This is a genomic window from Agromyces humatus, assembly GCF_021228295.1.
GTDB lineage: Bacteria > Actinomycetota > Actinomycetes > Actinomycetales > Microbacteriaceae > Agromyces > Agromyces humatus.
The window spans coordinates 13,359-28,416 of sequence record NZ_JAJQPD010000007.1 but is presented as its reverse complement, the minus strand read 5'-3'; the positions used below and the strand labels follow the sequence as shown (position 1 = coordinate 28,416).

15 protein-coding genes are annotated in these 15,058 nt (G+C 71.1%); 6 read left to right on the top strand and 9 right to left on the bottom strand.

Annotated features, from left to right (window positions below; translation table 11 throughout):
- The first annotated feature begins 200 nt into the window (after nucleotides 1-200).
- A complete protein-coding gene (locus LSF15_RS12685) occupies nucleotides 201-617 on the top strand; it encodes a transferase (protein ID WP_232498910.1) in 417 nt (138 codons plus the stop codon).
- A 110-nt stretch (nucleotides 618-727) separates the two neighbouring features.
- Here LSF15_RS12685 and LSF15_RS12680 read toward each other — a convergent pair whose 3' ends face one another.
- The 4 genes from LSF15_RS12680 to LSF15_RS12665 all read right to left on the bottom strand — a co-directional run bounded on the left by LSF15_RS12680 (nucleotide 728) and on the right by LSF15_RS12665 (nucleotide 4,427).
- Nucleotides 728-1,120 carry a PepSY domain-containing protein gene (locus LSF15_RS12680; RefSeq protein WP_232498909.1) on the bottom strand — a complete coding sequence of 131 codons (393 nt, stop codon included), beginning with the start codon at nucleotides 1,118-1,120 and terminating at the stop codon, nucleotides 728-730.
- A 119-nt stretch (nucleotides 1,121-1,239) separates the two neighbouring features.
- Nucleotides 1,240-2,613 carry an ATP-binding protein gene (locus LSF15_RS12675; RefSeq protein ID WP_232498908.1) on the bottom strand — a complete coding sequence of 458 codons (1,374 nt, stop codon included), beginning with the start codon at nucleotides 2,611-2,613 and terminating at the stop codon, nucleotides 1,240-1,242.
- A complete protein-coding gene (locus tag LSF15_RS12670) occupies nucleotides 2,606-3,283 on the bottom strand; it encodes a response regulator transcription factor (protein ID WP_232499110.1) in 678 nt (225 codons plus the stop codon). Before LSF15_RS12670 ends, LSF15_RS12675 begins: the two co-directional genes overlap by 8 nt.
- 88 nt (nucleotides 3,284-3,371) lie before the next feature.
- Nucleotides 3,372-4,427 (bottom strand): LLM class flavin-dependent oxidoreductase, encoded by a 1,056-nt coding sequence (locus LSF15_RS12665; RefSeq protein ID WP_232498907.1) that lies wholly within the window; start codon nucleotides 4,425-4,427, stop codon nucleotides 3,372-3,374.
- A 247-nt stretch (nucleotides 4,428-4,674) separates the two neighbouring features.
- Here LSF15_RS12665 and LSF15_RS12660 point away from each other — a divergent pair, with 247 nt between their 5' ends.
- Nucleotides 4,675-6,183 carry an FAD-binding oxidoreductase gene (locus tag LSF15_RS12660; protein ID WP_232498906.1) on the top strand — a complete coding sequence of 503 codons (1,509 nt, stop codon included), beginning with the start codon at nucleotides 4,675-4,677 and terminating at the stop codon, nucleotides 6,181-6,183.
- Between the two features lie 75 nt (nucleotides 6,184-6,258).
- Nucleotides 6,259-7,443, top strand: coding sequence for a baeRF3 domain-containing protein (locus tag LSF15_RS12655; RefSeq protein WP_232498905.1), 1,185 nt, complete (start codon nucleotides 6,259-6,261; stop codon nucleotides 7,441-7,443).
- Nucleotides 7,444-7,482: 39 nt separating this feature from the next.
- Here the strand turns inward: LSF15_RS12655 and LSF15_RS12650 are convergent, their stop codons facing one another.
- Nucleotides 7,483-7,917, bottom strand: coding sequence for a hypothetical protein (locus LSF15_RS12650; RefSeq protein WP_232498904.1), 435 nt, complete (start codon nucleotides 7,915-7,917; stop codon nucleotides 7,483-7,485).
- A 12-nt stretch (nucleotides 7,918-7,929) separates the two neighbouring features.
- Between LSF15_RS12650 and LSF15_RS12645 the strand changes: the two genes are divergently transcribed.
- Together LSF15_RS12645 and LSF15_RS12640 are read left to right on the top strand one after the other, a co-directional pair.
- Nucleotides 7,930-8,934, top strand: a complete 1,005-nt coding sequence (locus tag LSF15_RS12645; RefSeq protein ID WP_232498903.1) for an LLM class F420-dependent oxidoreductase — start codon at nucleotides 7,930-7,932, stop codon at nucleotides 8,932-8,934.
- 192 nt (nucleotides 8,935-9,126) lie between these two features.
- Complete coding sequence (locus LSF15_RS12640) at nucleotides 9,127-9,270, top strand: hypothetical protein (RefSeq protein ID WP_232498902.1); 144 nt, start codon at nucleotides 9,127-9,129, stop codon at nucleotides 9,268-9,270.
- Here the strand turns inward: LSF15_RS12640 and LSF15_RS12635 are convergent.
- Nucleotides 9,241-9,804 carry a hypothetical protein gene (locus tag LSF15_RS12635; RefSeq protein ID WP_232498901.1) on the bottom strand — a complete coding sequence of 188 codons (564 nt, stop codon included), beginning with the start codon at nucleotides 9,802-9,804 and terminating at the stop codon, nucleotides 9,241-9,243. The two genes, LSF15_RS12640 and LSF15_RS12635, sit on opposite strands and share 30 nt — an antisense overlap.
- Nucleotides 9,805-9,955: 151 nt before the next feature.
- The gene (locus LSF15_RS12630; protein ID WP_232498900.1) at nucleotides 9,956-10,237 is read right to left on the bottom strand and encodes a glutaredoxin family protein; all 282 of its coding nucleotides are present in this window, start codon (nucleotides 10,235-10,237) and stop codon (nucleotides 9,956-9,958) included.
- 69 nt (nucleotides 10,238-10,306) lie between these two features.
- Between LSF15_RS12630 and LSF15_RS12625 the strand changes: the two genes are divergently transcribed.
- Nucleotides 10,307-10,741 carry a YdeI/OmpD-associated family protein gene (locus LSF15_RS12625; RefSeq protein WP_232498899.1) on the top strand — a complete coding sequence of 145 codons (435 nt, stop codon included), beginning with the start codon at nucleotides 10,307-10,309 and terminating at the stop codon, nucleotides 10,739-10,741.
- 9 nt (nucleotides 10,742-10,750) lie between these two features.
- Here the strand turns inward: LSF15_RS12625 and LSF15_RS12620 are convergent, their stop codons facing one another.
- Both LSF15_RS12620 and LSF15_RS12615 read right to left on the bottom strand, forming a co-directional pair.
- The gene (locus tag LSF15_RS12620; protein ID WP_232498898.1) at nucleotides 10,751-14,299 is read right to left on the bottom strand and encodes a TM0106 family RecB-like putative nuclease; all 3,549 of its coding nucleotides are present in this window, start codon (nucleotides 14,297-14,299) and stop codon (nucleotides 10,751-10,753) included.
- A 91-nt stretch (nucleotides 14,300-14,390) separates the two neighbouring features.
- Complete coding sequence (locus tag LSF15_RS12615; RefSeq protein WP_232498897.1) at nucleotides 14,391-15,026, bottom strand: TetR/AcrR family transcriptional regulator; 636 nt, start codon at nucleotides 15,024-15,026, stop codon at nucleotides 14,391-14,393.
- Nucleotides 15,027-15,058 lie beyond the last annotated feature (32 nt).

Below are 15,058 nucleotides of genomic sequence, written 5' to 3'. Positions count from 1 at the left end.
CTTAGGAGAGCCTAACTCGCATGCCCGACTGGATGCTGATGCACCCCGTCACGGCTGGCGCATTGCGGCCTCGGCGAGCTCCTGCCCGGACGGCATCGATCGGGCGAAGCTCGCGCGCTCGATGTCCGGGAATTCCCCGGTCAGCTTCGATGTTGTACATATGTCCGGGCGTGGAGCCACCGCGCCGGAAGGAGGAGCACGTGGGCATCAGCTATGTCGAGTTCGAAGACGAAGCCGGGATCACGCGTCGCTACCGCAAGCACGTGAACGGGCGCGGCCTCGTGGCCACGACCGCGAAGGTCGACCCGACCGCGTTCGTCGACCCGAAAGCCTACGTCGACCCGGGCGCCGAGGTGCAGCGCGCGGCGCAGATCGGTCCGGGCGCCTGGATCGAGGGCGACGCCATCGTCGCCGAACGCGCCGTCATCGGCGTGAACGCGCACATCGGTCGCCGCGCCGTCATCGGCCGCAACGCCGTGATCGGCCCGTATGCGACGGTCGGCGAGAACGCGCGCGTGCAGAACGGCGCGCGCGTGCCGCGCGAGACGACGATCGCCGCGGGCGACGAGTACCACGCGTCGACGCAGGATCTGCGTCGCCTTGGCCTCGCGGCCTGAGGTCGAGCAGCGGCCCGACGCCGAGTACCGACGAACGGATGCCCCGGGCGCGGCCCCGGGGCATCCGTAGTGTGCGGCGAGATGAACGGGATGCGCCGCCGCAGTGCGCGTCAGTCCTCGCCCGCGGCGTCGTCGCTGTCGTCGTCGACGTCGCCGGCTCCGTCATCCGAGCCGCCGCCCTCGTCGTCGAAGCGGACGAACGTGAAGTCGGCGTCGAGCTCGACCTCCTTGACCGTGCCGTCGTCGAGGAGCACCTCGACCTCGTAGGCGCTGTCGCCATCGCTGTCGGCCTCGGAGTCGACGACCGTTCCGCCGCCAGTCTCGGCGAGGGCGGCTTCGCTCGCCCGGTCGAGGTCGGATCCGACGAGCACCTGGTCGTCGGCGTCGGTTCCGTCGTTGCCTGACGGCGACGGGGTCGGGGTCGCGAAGGCGATGGCCGCGCCGCCGAGTACGAGCGCCGCGGCGCCGGCTGCAGAGCCGATCCAGATCGTGCGCTTGTTCATGGAGTCCTCCTTGGTCGGACTGGTCGAAGTCGAGTTGCCGAAGCCTTGCCATGAGCATGCCCCGGCATCGCTGAACCCAGCCTGAAACCGTTGGGAGGGTCGATCGAGCCGGCGCGGCGTCAGCCGACTGCCGCCGGGAGCGTCACGACCATGCGCGTGCCGGGTTCGCCGGCGCCGGAGTCGACGTGCACCGAGCCGCCGTGCGCCGCGACGATCTCACGCACGATCGCGAGGCCGAGCCCGCTGCCGCCGGTGTCGCGTGCGCGGGCGTCGTCGAGCCGCACGAACCGCTCGAACACGCGCTCGCGTTCGTCGACCGGAATGCCGTCGCCGTCGTCGCCGACCGTGAGCACCACGGATGTCGCGTCGGGGACGGGTGCGACCGTGAGGGTGATTCCGGTCGCGGCGTGCCGGGCGGCGTTGTCGACGAGGTTGCGCACGAGCTGGCGCAGCAGGCGGGGGTCGCCCTGCACGCGCGCGGCCGAGATGCCGCTCGTGTCGACCGTGAGCCCGGCCCCGTTGCGCATGCGCTTGGCCTCGTCGAGCAGCAGGTCGTCGAGATCGACGTCGCTGCGTTCGAGCTGCAGGGCCCCCTCGTCGGCGTTGGCGAGCACGAGCATGCCCTGCACGAGGCGCTCGAGCCGGGCGCCCTCGTCGAGCACCGCGTCGCCGAGTTCGTCGAGGCTGATGCGCTCGGGGTGGGCGCGCGCGACCTCGGCGTATTGGCGGAGCGCCGCCAGCGGCGACTTGAGCTCGTGGGAGGCATCGGAGATGAACCGCCGCTGGGTCGCCTGCGCCGCCTCGAGGCGATCGAGCATGCCGTTCAGGGTGTGCGCCAGCCGGCCGATCTCGTCGTCGACCGGTGGCTCGTCGATGCGCTTGGCGAGCGTGCTCGCGGTCACGCCGTCGACTTGGCGTCGCATGCGCTCGACGGGCGAGAGCGCCCGGCCGACGATGATCCACGACGTCAGCGCCACGAGCACGATGATGAGCGGCACCGCGATCCAGAGCAGGCGGGTGACGGTCGCAAGCGTCTCGTCGGCGGACTCGGTGTCGCGCCCGACGATCACGATGCCGTCGACCGCATCGGTGCTGAAGCTCTCGACGGCGGTGAGGAACGTCTCGCCGTCGACGCGTACCGGCGGGGCGTCGTCATCGTCGGCGACCGGTGCGGCAGGGGCGTCCTCACTGGCGAAGACGATGGTGCCGGCCTCGTCGACGACCTGCACGAGACGCTCATCGGGCTCCGAGACCGAGCCGAGCCCGTCGGATTCGATGCGCTCGGCGATCACCGCGGCATCTTGCTCGGCGGCGTTGCGAAGCCCGTCGTAGAGCGACGTTCGCAGCGTGAACCAGAACCCGACGGCGCCCAGCACGAGGGCGACGGCCACGACCGAGGTCGCGACGAGCGTGATCCGCGTGCGCACGCCGCCTCGCCGGCGCCGGGGGCGGCGGGGTGCTTCGGCGGTGGCGCCGGCTGTGGCGTCAGCCACCGTCGACCGCCAGTCGATAGCCGGCCCCGCGAAGCGTCTCGATGCTCGCGCGCCCGAACGGCCGGTCGACCTTGTTGCGCAGGTGCCGGATGTAGACCTCGACGATGTTCGGGTCGCCGTCGAAGTCGAAGTCCCACACGCCCTCGAGGATCTGGGCCTTCGACACGACCTCGCCCGCCCGGCGGATGAGGAACTCGAGCACGGTGAACTCGCGGGTCGTGAGGTCGATCGACACGTCGCCGCGCTGTACCGCGCGGGTGGCGGGGTCGAGCGTGAGGTCGCCCGCCTCGAGCACTGCAGGGCGCGGCGTCGAGCCGCGGCGGATGAGCGCGCGCACTCGCGCGACGAGCACGGCGAACGAGAACGGCTTGGTCAGGTAGTCGTCGGCGCCGGTGTCGAGCGCCTCGACCTGGTCCCACTCGCCGCTCTTCGCGGTCAGCATGAGCACGGGGGTCCAGTCGCCCTCGTCGCGCAGCGTGCGGCACACGGTGTAGCCGCTCATGCCGGGCAGCATGATGTCGAGCAGCACGACGGCGTACCGGTTCTCACGCGCGAACCAGAGCCCGTCGGTGCCGTTGGCGGCGACGTCGACGGCGAACCCCTCGGCCTCGAGACCGCGCTTCAGCCCCTCGGCGAGGCGAACCTCGTCTTCGACGACCAACAGGCGCACCGCGGACTCCCTTCCGGTGAACCCATCTTGGCCGATGCCGCCCATCTTGGCGGGGTTGCGCTGAAGCGAGCCTGAAGCGGGTTCGCCGCTACTCGACCGGCGGAAGCTCAGCGGCGAGCAGCTCGAGGGTCTGCTCCCGGCCCGGTGTCGCGTCGGTGGGTTCGCCGTCGTACGACCCGCCGATGGGCGACACCATGATCTCGCCGATGCCGTGGCGCACCGCGAGTCGGCGCAGCTCGGTCGCGGCCCCCGCCGCGTCCGCGATGATCCAGCGCTTCTCCATCGTCGCGATGACCTCGTCGCCGATCGAGTCGGTGGGCGCCGACTGCGCCTCCTCGACGGTCTCGAGCGGCCGCATCGGCCGGTTGGTGCGCAGCCGTGCCATCGACCGGAGCTGCGGGAGCGCTCGCGCCCGCGCCTCCTCGACGGTCGGCGCGACCGACGCGTTCACGGTGAGGAACGTCTCGGGCGCAGGGTGCGCCTCGCTCGCGCGGTACTCGGTGCGGTACAGCTCGAGCGCGCGCTCGAGGCCGTCACCCGAGAAGTGGTTCGCGAACACGTACGGCAGGCCCAGCGACGCGGCCAGGCGGGCCGAGTAGTCGCTCGATCCGAGCAGCCACAGCGTCGGGACATCCGTCGCCGCCGGCGTCGCCGTGATCGGGTACTCACGCCCGCTCGTGAGCCGCAGCGTCGCGCCGTCGGGCGAGAGCAGCGACAGGATGTCGGTGATGTGGTCGGGGAAGCGATCGACCTCGGCGGTCGGTCCCGAGATGCGCAGGAGCTGTGTGATCACGGGGTCGCTGCCCGGCGCACGCCCGATGCCGAGGTCGATGCGGCCGGGTGCGAGCGCTTCGAGCGCCGCGAACTGCTCGGCCACGACGAGCGGCGCGTGGTTCGGCAGCATCACGCCGCCCGATCCGACCCGGATGCGCTCGGTCTGCGCCGCGATCGATGCGATCAGCACGGGCGGGGTCGTCGAGGCGACGGCCGGCATGTTGTGGTGCTCGGCGAACCAGTACCGCTCGTACCCGAGCCGGTCGGCGAGCTTCGCGAGGCGAACGGATGCCGCGACCGCCTGCCTGCTCGTCTGGCCCGAGCGTACGGGAACGAGGTCGAGTACCGAGAGTCGCAGCTGAGTGTCCATCGCAGTGGGCAACCGCCGCGGGGAATCCGGTATTCCGCCGCGCCGCCCCTCCCTGGCGCAGGCTGCGGCGGCCGCGCGGGCGCTGCGGGCTATCCCTGACGCGATCGGAGGGGACTCACTGACGCGGCGCATCGGCGCCGGGCATTGGATGGGATCTCGTTGCGAGCGCCGTGCGATTCCGCCCGGCCGTCGAGTACCGGCCATCGGCCGCCCGGCCCGCGATCGAATCCCCGAAAGGAACCTGACTGTGAACACCCCTGTGTCCGCTGCCGCGCACCGCGCCGCGCAGCGCTCCGTCGACGCCGTCGTCACCGACATCCTCGAGGCGCCTCGGTATCACGAGGACGACACCGACCTCTCGCTGCGCGAGACGCTCGCCAACCTCGCTGCCACCGTCGCCGGCCGCGTGCTGACCCCCGCCGATCCCGGCTGGGACGAGGCCCGCACGGCATGGAACCTCGCCGTCGACCAGCGGCCCGCCGCGGTCGTCGTCGCCGCGAGCGTCGCCGACATCGCCCACACCGTGCGTGTCGCGAAGCGCCTCGGCCTCGCCGTGGCGCCGCAGGGCACCGGCCACAATGCCGGACCGCTCGCTGCGGGCAACGGCCTCGCGGATGCGATCCTGCTGCGCACGCACGAACTGCGCGGCGTCGAGGTCGACGTCGAACGGCGCCTCGCCCGGGTCGAGCCCGGCGCCCAGTGGGGCGACGTGGTCGCCGCGGTTGCTCCGCACGGACTGACCGCGCTCGCCGGGTCGTCGCACGATGTCGGCGTCGTCGGATACACCCTCGGCGGCGGCATCAGCTGGCTCGCCCGCACCTACGGCGTCGCCGCGAACCACGTCGTCGCGATCGAGCTCGTCACGGCCGACGGCGTGCGCCGCCGGGTCGACGACGATCACGAGCCCGAGCTGTTCTGGGCGCTGCGGGGCGGCGGGGGCGACTTCGGCGTCGTCACGGCGCTCGAGTTCCGGCTCTTCGAGATCCCCGAGGTCATCGCCGGCACGATGTTCTGGCCCATCGAGCGCGCCGAGGAGGTGCTGCAGGCCTGGGCCGCCTGGACCGCCGACGTGCCCGACTCCGTGACCTCGGTCGGCCGGGTGCTTCGGCTCCCGCCGCTGCCCGACCTTCCCCCGTTCCTCTCGGGTCGCTCGTTCGTGGTCGTCGAGGCCGCGATCCTCGAGTCGCCCGAGCGCGTCGACGAGCTGCTCGCGCCGCTGCGCGCGCTCGGCCCCGAGATCGACACCGTGCACCCGCAGCCGACGGCGGAGCTGCTGCAGTTGCACATGGACCCGCCCGGGCCGACGCCCGGATACGGCGACGGCATGCTGCTCACCGCGTTGCCGCCGGCTGCGGTGCGTGCGTTCCTGGCCGCCGTGGGTCCGGATGCCTCGACCACGCTCCTGTCGGCCGAGATCCGCCACATCGGGGCGGGCCTCCGGCCCGAGGTCGCCGAGACCCGCGCCGAGGAGACCGGCTCGGCCACGCCCGGCGTGACCGCCGGCTTCGACGCCGACTATCTCGTCTTCGCGGTCGGGATCGCGATGCCGGGCGCCGAAGCCGGGCTCGCGGCATCCCTCGGCCGTCTGTTCTCGCGCATCGAACCGTGGCGTGCACCGCTCGACTACCTGAACTTCGCCGAGCACGAGCTCGCCGCCGAGCGCCTCTTCGGTGAACGGCTCGAGCGGCTCCGCGCAGTGAAGCACGCGGTCGACCCGACCGGGGTGATGCGGTCGAACCACCCGGTCGCACGATAGGGGTGTCGCTGGCCTCCATGCCTTCGTAGGCTGGAGGCCAGCGACATCGTCGTCGCGCGATCGGGGAGGGAACGTATGACCGTCCACTACCAATTGCCCACCGCGGCCGACTTCGCAACGCTTGCCGGAACGCACCACCCGTCGATCACGATCTACGCGTCGACCTCGCCCGTCGTCAGTGAGCGCGAGCGCTCTGCGGTGGCCGTGAAGAGCGCGTTCGATGATGCGATCGAACAGGTGAAGGCGTCTGGGGCATCGAACGCCGAACTCGAGGCGCTGCGGTCCGAGCGCAACTCGATCGTCGGCGATCCGTACCTGTGGGAGGCGCTCTCACGCTCACTCGCGATCTTCGTGGGCCCCGACTGCAGTGAGGTGTTCGTGCTTCCCAATCGGCTCGACGACGCGGTGCACGTCGGGTCGCACTTCACGCTCGGGCAGCTGCTGCGTGCGCCGAGCCAAGACCAAGAGGCGTACGCCGTCGCCGTCTCGGCGAACGAATGGTCGCTCTGGCATGCGACACCCACCGACCGCGTCACGCAGATGCCGGTCGATCCTTCGCTGCCGAAGAACGCCGACGAGGCCGCGAACCGCGAGCCGGGCGGCGCCGGCACCCGACGCGTCGGCGGTCACGGCGACCGCGGCATGAGCGAAGATGATCGACGGTCGGCCGCGCTCGACATCTACGCGAAGCGCGTCGCCGATGCCGTGCGGCAGGAGTTGCAGGTGCGCGACCCCGAGGAGCGCGTGCCGCTCTTCGTCTTCGCGGCCGAGCCCATGCTCAGTCAGTTCATCGAGCGCGCCCACAACCATCGCCGTATCGTTCCGGTGCCGGGTGCACCCGACCGGCTCGGCGCCGCCGAGATCGACGAGGCACTGCGACAGGAACTCGCAAGACTCAACATCAGCGAGGCCGCGAGTGCGCTGCACGGGCTCACCGAGGGCAGTGCCGGACGCGTCGAGCGCGACCTCGCGGCGATCGGTCGGCTGGCAGCCGACGGCGCCGTCGACACGCTCTGGTTCGACTTCACGACGTCGGTGAACGGCACACTCGACCAAGCGTCCGGCGCGGTCGAGTTCGCCACCGACAACGGCGCCGGCGAGAGCCTGCACGACGGTACGCACGCCGGCGACCTGTTGCCCCAGCTCGCACTCCTCGTGATCTCGAAGGGCGGCAAGGTCGTCACCGTGCGCAGCGACGACCTCGACGGCGACGTGTGGTCGGGCCCGGCGATGGCCGAGCTCAGGTTCGCGCTGACGTAGCGTCAAGGAGCCGGCGATCCCGCTGGGGTCGCCGGCGCTTCAGGCGAACGAGCGCACCCGACCCCGCAGGGGAAGCGTGATGCCTTCGCGCCACGCGAAGCGGACGACGACTTCGCGAGCGCGCGGACCCTCGATCATCGCCTCGAACGAGACGCGCGAGCGCGTCGCCGACCGTGATTCCCTCGGCGGCGTCTCGCGAAGTTCGAGCACGATGGTCTCCGGTCGGTGGTCGACGCCCCCGGCGGCCGCGACGAGTTCGACACGCCAACCGGGGGTCGGGCAGACACCCCGGCCCATGACGCGCACGATCCGCGCATCCGAGGTCTCGACGACCGTGGCATCGAAATCGGCGGGACTGACTTCGCAATGGATCTCGGTCATCCCCGCACCGTACGGCGCCGCGTCGAGGTCGTCATCAGTGGTAGCGCTGAGCCGCAGGAACGCGAGCCCCCGCTCGAGTCGTTCCGTCGTCATAGGCTGGCGACCATGCGCTTCGGAATGTTCGTCCCCCAAGGCTGGCGTCACGACCTCGTCGGCATCGAATCCAGCGACCATTGGAACGTGATGCACGGGCTCGCCGCCTACGCCGACGCACCCGGGTCGGGGTGGGACACGATCTGGGTGTACGACCACTTCCACACGGTGCCGACGCCGTCGCACACCGAGGCGACGCACGAGGCGTGGTCGCTGATGGCTGCGTACGCCGCATCGACCAGCCGAGTGCGCATCGGCCAGATGTGCACGTGCATGAGCTACCGCAACCCGGCCTACCTCGCGAAGGTCGCCGCGACGGTCGACATCGTCTCGGGCGGCCGTCTCGAGATGGGCATCGGTGGCGGCTGGTACGAGCACGAGTGGCGGGCCTACGGCTACGGCTTCCCCCCGATCCCCGAGCGCCTCGGACGCCTGCGCGAGGGCGTCGAGATCATGCACCAGGCGTGGACGACCGGGCAGGCGACCCTCGACGGCACCTACTACCAGGTCGACGGCGCGATCATGCAGCCGCAGCCCCTGCAGCACGGCGGCATTCCGATCTGGGTCGCCGGCGGGGGCGAGAAGGTGACGCTGAAGATCGCCGCGAAGTACGCCTCGTACACGAACTTCGGCGGCACGTCCGAGGAGTTCGCCCACAAGAGCGACGTGCTGCGCGGGCATTGCGACGCCCTCGGCCGCGACTTCTCGTCGATCACGCGATCGACCGAGTTCCGTACCGTGATCGGCACCGATGCGGCGGATGTCGCGGCCCGACTCGATCGCATCGAGGCGCGGGTCGCGCCCTACCTCGGTTCAGAGGCGACGGCGCGCTACATGGGCGAGTACCGCAACCGCAGCCCGCACACGCTCGTCGGCACACCCGCCGAGATCGTCGCGCTGCTCGACGAGCGCCGTGAACTCGGGCTCGGCTACACCGTGATCTACAACCCCGAAGCGGCCTACGACCGCTCGGGCCTCGAGCTGTTCGCCGCCGAGGTCATGCCCGCGCTGCGCTGATGCCGGCCTGCTGATGATTGCCTGCTGATGACTGCCTACTGATGCACTGGGAGCCGGATGTCTCGCGCGGAGCCTGGCTCGCCGAGCGCGTCGCCGCGCACGCGGGCGACATGCACGTCGCCGTGCCGATCGGCTTCGAGGCGTACGCGCGGGTGTTCCACCCGGTCGCGGCCGACCGGCTGATGGGTGATCGTGAGCGAGATCGACTGGGACTCGACGATCGTCGCCGGCTCGCGCGCTGCGATCGATGCCGTGCTCGAGGCATCCGGCATCGAAGCGCTCGAGATCACGGAGCGCGCCGACCTCTCATCGACCGGCGACGTCGTCAACGGGTGACGGCGTCGCGGCGTTCGCAAGCCAGCCGCTCAGCGGGCGGGCGACCCCCGCGTCGTCGGTGAGGGCGGCATAGGGGAGCGCGATCAGGTCGCCGCTCGCGATGTCGGCCGGCAGGTCGGCCGTCGCCGTCGTGGGGAGACCAGGCGCCGGACCGAGGTGCGTGCGGATCGCGCGGGCGACCGATGCTCGGCCGATGAGGCGCGCCTCGGACCACACCGGGTCGAGTGCGCCGAGGTCGGTGTCGAGCGTGAGCATGCGCACGCCGCCGGCGAAATGCTCGGATGCCTCGACCACGCGCACGACGACGACCCCCGCCTGCATCGTCGGCGACGCGACGGTGCCGTTCGAGCCGGGCACCGATGCGGGCGCGATGTGCACGGCCGGCGTGCCGCAGAGGTCGGCGAGACGCAGGAGCGAGACGCCGCCGACCTCGAGGTCGCCGACGGTCGCGCGCGTGGCCCTCGGCCACCGATCGAGGGCGATGGGGTCGGGGATCGAACGCCGAAGCGTCGGAAGGATGCGGGTGAGCGTCATGCGCGACCTCTGCGGTGTGAGCCGGCGCAGGCTGCGCAGGATTCTTCGGGCCCGATGATCGACGGCATGGTTCAGTTGTACGCCGCGCGCACCCTCACGGTGCGTTTGTTACGAGATCCGAACGGGTCGAGCCCGAACGCTCATGCAGCGCTTACGCCGCGAGCTCCTCACCGAGCTTCGCGGAGAGCTCGGCGTCGGTGGGCTCGGTGAAGTGCGTGCCGTCGGGGAACACGACGACGGGGATCTGGGTGCGGCCGCTGATGGCCTTCGCCCGGTCGGCGCCGTCGATGACGACCTCGAGGTCGACGTAGTCGTAGTCGACGCCCTCGCGGTCGAGCAGCGCCTTCGAGCGGCGGCAGTCGACGCACCATTCAGCGCCGTACATGGTGATTCGGGCAGGGTTCAGGTCGGAGACCGCAGGGGAGGAAGTCATGTCAATAACCTACGTGGGTACCCTGTGCAGTATTCCCAGCATCGAGTCCACGGTGGCAGACTCGGGCGCATGCGGTTCGAGACGATGATGACCCTGTCGGGCAACAACACCGGAATCGAGGTGCCGCCCGAGGTGATCGAGGCGCTCGGCGCCGGACGCAAGCCGCCGGTCCACGTGACCGTCAACGGGTTCTCCTACCGAAGCACCGTCGCGGTGATGGGCGGCAGGTACATGATCTCCTTCAGTTCCGACAAGCGGGCGGCGACGGGCATCGAGGGCGGAGACCCGATCACGGTCGACGTCGAGGTCGACACGGCGCCGCGCACGGTCGAGCTGCCAGACGATCTCTCGGCGGCGCTTGACGCCGCACCCGGCGCGCGTGGCGCATTCGACGCGCTCTCGCCGAGTGCGCGCAAGGCGCACGTGACGAATGTCGAGTCGGCGAAGGCCGCCGAGACGCGCGAGCGCCGTATCACCGCGATCGTGACGAAGCTCGTCGGCTGAGCTGCACGGTCAGGCGCCGACGCGGGCGGGCAGTTCAGCTCCCACGAGACGGATGAACGAGCTCAGCTGGGCGACGCCCTCGGCCCGGCGGGGCAACCCGTCGAGCAGGGCGGGCGAGTAGACGAGGTAGGCCGCCCACTTCGCGCGCGAGATCGCCACGTTGAGCCGGTTCTTCAACAGCAGGAACTCGAGGCCGCGCGGCACGTCGTCGGCCGACGACGCAGCGAGCGACACGATCGAGACGACCGCCTCTTGGCCCTGGAACTTGTCGACCGTGCCGACCGGCACATCGATGTAACCCGCGACGTCGAGCGCCGAGCGCACCGTCGCGAGTTGCGCGTTGTAGGGAGTGACGACGATGAGGTCGGTCTGGGTGAGCGGTCGCGCGGAAGCGGGCATGGGCCCGGCGGCCGTCTCGACCGCCTCTGACCATGGGCGCCCGAGCAGTGAGCGCACGATCTCGACGACGACCTCGGCCTCTTCGGGCGACGCCGTGCTGTTGCCGACATGCGCGATCGGCACGGCGGTGAGCCCGGCGGCGACGCCTTCGAGCCGACGAGCCGAGGCGATCGGATGCGAGTGCAGCGCGCTCTCGTACGAGAGCCGCGACACGGGTGCGGCGACGTCGGGGTGCATGCGACGGCTCTCGGCGAGGAAGTAGCCGAACTCTGGCGGCAGCACCTCGTGCCCGTCGGCCACCCAGCCGAGCGCCGAGGTGTCGACGGGCTCGGGGTGCAGCGCCTGGCTCACCTGCGGCAGCTGCTGGGGATCGCCGAGCAGCAGCAGGTTGCGGGCCGACACCGAGACGGCGATCGTCGACGCGAGCGAGAACTGGCCCGCCTCGTCGATGACGAGCAGGTCGAGTTCGCCGCGCGCGACGCGTTTGGTGTTGCAGAAGTCCCAGGCGGTGCCGCCGATGACATAGCCGTGGCTGGCGTGGTCGTCGGCGAACTGGCGCAGATGGTCTTTCTTGGCGAGCGCGGTGAACGTGAACCGCTCGACGTCGGATGCGTCTTTGACGGCCTTGCCGACCCGCTCGCGGCCGAGGCCTGCGCCGATGACCGCGTCGAGCACGTTCTCGACGACGGCGTGCGACTGGGCCACGACGCCGATGCGCCACCCGTGGTCGGCGACGAGGCGCGCGATGACGTGCGAGGCCATGTACGTCTTGCCCGTGCCTGGAGGGCCCTGCACGGCAAGGTAGGAGTGTTCGAGCCGGCGCACCGATGCGACGACCGCGTCGACGTACTCGACGCCGGGCTCGTGCGGCACGAGACCGCCCGCGGCGCGCGGCGCCAGCCGGCGCAGGACGTCCATGGCGGGGTTGAGGGGAAGTCGCGGCTGGGCGCCTGGGATCGGATCGGCCCACGAGGCGATCGCGTCGCGCAGCGCGTCGGTGTTCGGCGGCCGGCCGGGGGTGATCGCCATGGGCAGGGCCGACCACGTCGCGCCGGCGACGCCCCGCTCCTCGACCAGCACGCCGGCTTCGGTCACTTCGAGGATGACCGCGTCGGTGGAGTCGCGCTGGCCCGGCCGCAGGGATCGCGCCGGGAACGGTGCCGGCCACTCGTAGAGCAGGAAGACGTCGCTGCCGGGTGAGAACCGCGAGCCGGGTGCGATGTCGCCCGTGAGCAGCACCTCACGGCGGGAATTGTTCCACCGAGGCTCGCTGTGCCACGCCTGGGTCTCGCGTGAGGCGAGCGGATCGACCACGAGCACGTCGCGGTGGTCGTGCCACGCCTCGACTGGCTGGTCGGTGCGCAGGAAATGGCTCCACCAGAAGCTCTTCGCCTCGCGAGCGTGGTAGTCGATGGATGCCGCGGACAGCGCCAGTGCGGTGCGATCGGCATCGCGGGAGGGATCGGCCGGGCCGGCGAGTTCGCGCAGGAGGGCGGCGAGCGGCGACGGCTCGTAGACCTTGCCGTCGGCCTGCTCGATGAGCGCCTGCATCGGCACCGAGGGCACACCCTCACGGCGGGCGACGTCGAGCAGCCAGTCGCGCAGGCGCAGGGTCGAGAGGCAGTCGTACTCGTTGTAGTCGGCGAGGTCGTCGAGGATCGCCTGCGCCTCGGTCGCGGCCTCGGCACGGCCCGAGTCGGCGAGCTCGCGCGCCCGCACGTACTCGGTGATCGAGTCGCCACCCGACTTCACGTCGGCCTCGCGCTGCTCGGCCTCGCCCATGTAGAGCGGCTCGAGCTTCTTGATCGAATACGACCGGCTGCCCACCCGCACCGCACGCTTGACGATCGGGTAGAGATCGACGAGCACGCCGTCGGCGAGCAGTTGGTCGACGTCGGCCTCGCAGACTCCATGCCGCGCGGCGATGGAGGTGAGGTGGGTGCGCTCGTAGCTCGCGTAGTGGTAGATGTGCAGGTCGGGGTGCACGGCCCGGCGCAGCTTGACGAACTCCATGAACCTGACGAGCGCGTCGCGCTCTTCGGCGAACGAGTGCGCCCAGAACGAGGTGTAGTGCTCGGCGGTGTCGACCATGCCCCACAGGTAGTCGAGGTTCCACCGGGTGCCATCGCCCTCGGTGTAGAGCGGGTCGCCCTCGAAGTCGAAGAACAGGTCTCCGGGGCTCGGCTCGGGGATCGCGGCGAGGGCCCGCGCCTCACGCACCGAGACCGGCGGCGGCAGCGGCGGATCGTCGGGCGAGCGGGTGCCGGCGGCCTCGGCGGCGAGCTGGGCGGACTCGGCCCGCAGTTGCAGCCGCGCCTGCTCGCGGAGCCCGTCGAGGGTCGCGTCGAGGACGTGCGGCACCGGGTCGACGGATGACGCGAGCTCGTCGATCGTCGTGATGCCGGCGGCCGCAAGGTGCTCGCGCTGGGTGACCCGCAGGCCGCCGACCATGAGCACGTCTCGGTGCGCCTGCACCTCGAGCTCGCAGGTCGGGCATCGACCGTCGTGATGGTAGCGCGGATCGCCCCAGGCGACCGGGCCGGTGTCGGCCACGCGGTCGTCGATGAGCTCGCGCAGGCGCGCGACGCGGTTGAGGTAGACGGGGGTGATGTCGTCGCGGCGATGCGTGCTCGTGGTGCCGTCGCCGAGCAGCAGCTCGACCTGGTCGTCGCAGGCGATGCCGAGCCGGTCGAGCTGCTCGGCGTAGGCGGCGAGCTGCAGCAGGGCGGTGACGCGGGCATGGCGGGCGAGCTTGGAGTCTTGCACCCGGTAACGCCCGTCGGGCTGTCGCACGATGAAGTCGGCGAAGCCGATGAATCCGTCTTCGGCGAACGTCGCCTGGTAGACGACCGGGGCGCCGGCTTCGAGCGCCGTGACGGTGGCGGCAACGGCCGCCGCGACGGCGTCGGCGTCGCGCACGCTCGGCTGCTCGATCTCGACGACGGCGCTGCCGAACACGCCGCGATAGCGCTCGAGCACGCGGCGCTCGTGCTCGTTGCCGAGCTGCCCGGCGCGAGCCATCATCGCGTCGCCCGCAGCCTCGAAGAGCGTGTCACGGCCGAGCTTCACGTCGAGCTCGCGCAGGAAGGCGAACTCGCACTCGGACGCCTTCTTGAGGTCGCTCGCGCTCGTGACGACGGAACCGTCGAGCAGGTACATGCCGTGCCCCCTTCCGTCGTGGATTCCCACCGTAACCGGAGCCGCCGACATCGCGGGGTTTCGAGACGCGGCCTCCTCCGTCGGGCGCTCCTCAACCCACCGTGGGCGAGGCGAGCGCACCGCGTTCGAGCCCGAGCATGCCCTCGACGGCATGCGAGATGAGCGAGCCGCGGTCGGCGGCGTCGCCCCAGCGCACGAGGGCCTGGGCGTTCAGTCCGTCGATCATGCCCAGCAGCTGCCACGCGGCTGCGGCCGGGTCATCCGTCTCGAATTCATGCGATGCGACGCCCGCCTCGACGACGCCGCGGATCATCGCCTGCCATGCATCCATCTCATCGCGCACGCTCGCGGCGAGCGCCTCGTTGCGCCGCCCCATCGCCCAGGCCTCGACCCAGACCACGGTGACGTCGTCGCGGCTTCCGTCGAGCAACGTCGCCAGCATCGCGGCGAGGCGTTCGCGCGGAGTCGGCAGCGCAGCGACGAGGGCGTCGACCTCGGCGAGCTCGGCCGCGACGATCGACGAGAACGTCGATGCGATGAGCGCCTGCATGTCGGGCTCGTAGTGGGCGACGAGTGCGGGGGCGACATCGACGCGCGCGGCGATGGATCGCAGCGTCACCGCCGAGAGTCCCTGCTCGAGGGCGAGCTCGTGGGCGGCGTCGGCGATCTCGGCAGCTCGTTCGGCGGGCGACTTGCGAGCGGCCTTCTTGCGCGTGGGGCTTGACATGGTGACCTCAGTGTAGGTAACGTCGCTGCATC

Excerpts from the sequence above, each read along its gene's own strand:
- LSF15_RS12680 (WP_232498909.1), bottom strand. The coding sequence starts at position 1,120 with ATGAACAAGCGCACGATCTGGATCGGCTCTGCAGCCGGCGCCGCGGCG.
- LSF15_RS12645 (WP_232498903.1), top strand. The coding sequence starts at position 7,930 with ATGCGCTTCGGAATGTTCGTCCCCCAAGGCTGGCGTCACGACCTCGTC.
- LSF15_RS12615 (WP_232498897.1), bottom strand. The coding sequence starts at position 15,026 with ATGTCAAGCCCCACGCGCAAGAAGGCCGCTCGCAAGTCGCCCGCCGAA.
- LSF15_RS12620 (WP_232498898.1), bottom strand. The coding sequence starts at position 14,299 with ATGTACCTGCTCGACGGTTCCGTCGTCACGAGCGCGAGCGACCTCAAG.
- LSF15_RS12625 (WP_232498899.1), top strand. The coding sequence starts at position 10,307 with ATGCGGTTCGAGACGATGATGACCCTGTCGGGCAACAACACCGGAATC.
- LSF15_RS12665 (WP_232498907.1), bottom strand. The coding sequence starts at position 4,427 with ATGGACACTCAGCTGCGACTCTCGGTACTCGACCTCGTTCCCGTACGC.
- LSF15_RS12655 (WP_232498905.1), top strand. The coding sequence starts at position 6,259 with ATGACCGTCCACTACCAATTGCCCACCGCGGCCGACTTCGCAACGCTT.
- LSF15_RS12630 (WP_232498900.1), bottom strand. The coding sequence starts at position 10,237 with ATGACTTCCTCCCCTGCGGTCTCCGACCTGAACCCTGCCCGAATCACC.
- LSF15_RS12635 (WP_232498901.1), bottom strand. The coding sequence starts at position 9,804 with ATGACGCTCACCCGCATCCTTCCGACGCTTCGGCGTTCGATCCCCGAC.
- LSF15_RS12650 (WP_232498904.1), bottom strand. The coding sequence starts at position 7,917 with ATGACGACGGAACGACTCGAGCGGGGGCTCGCGTTCCTGCGGCTCAGC.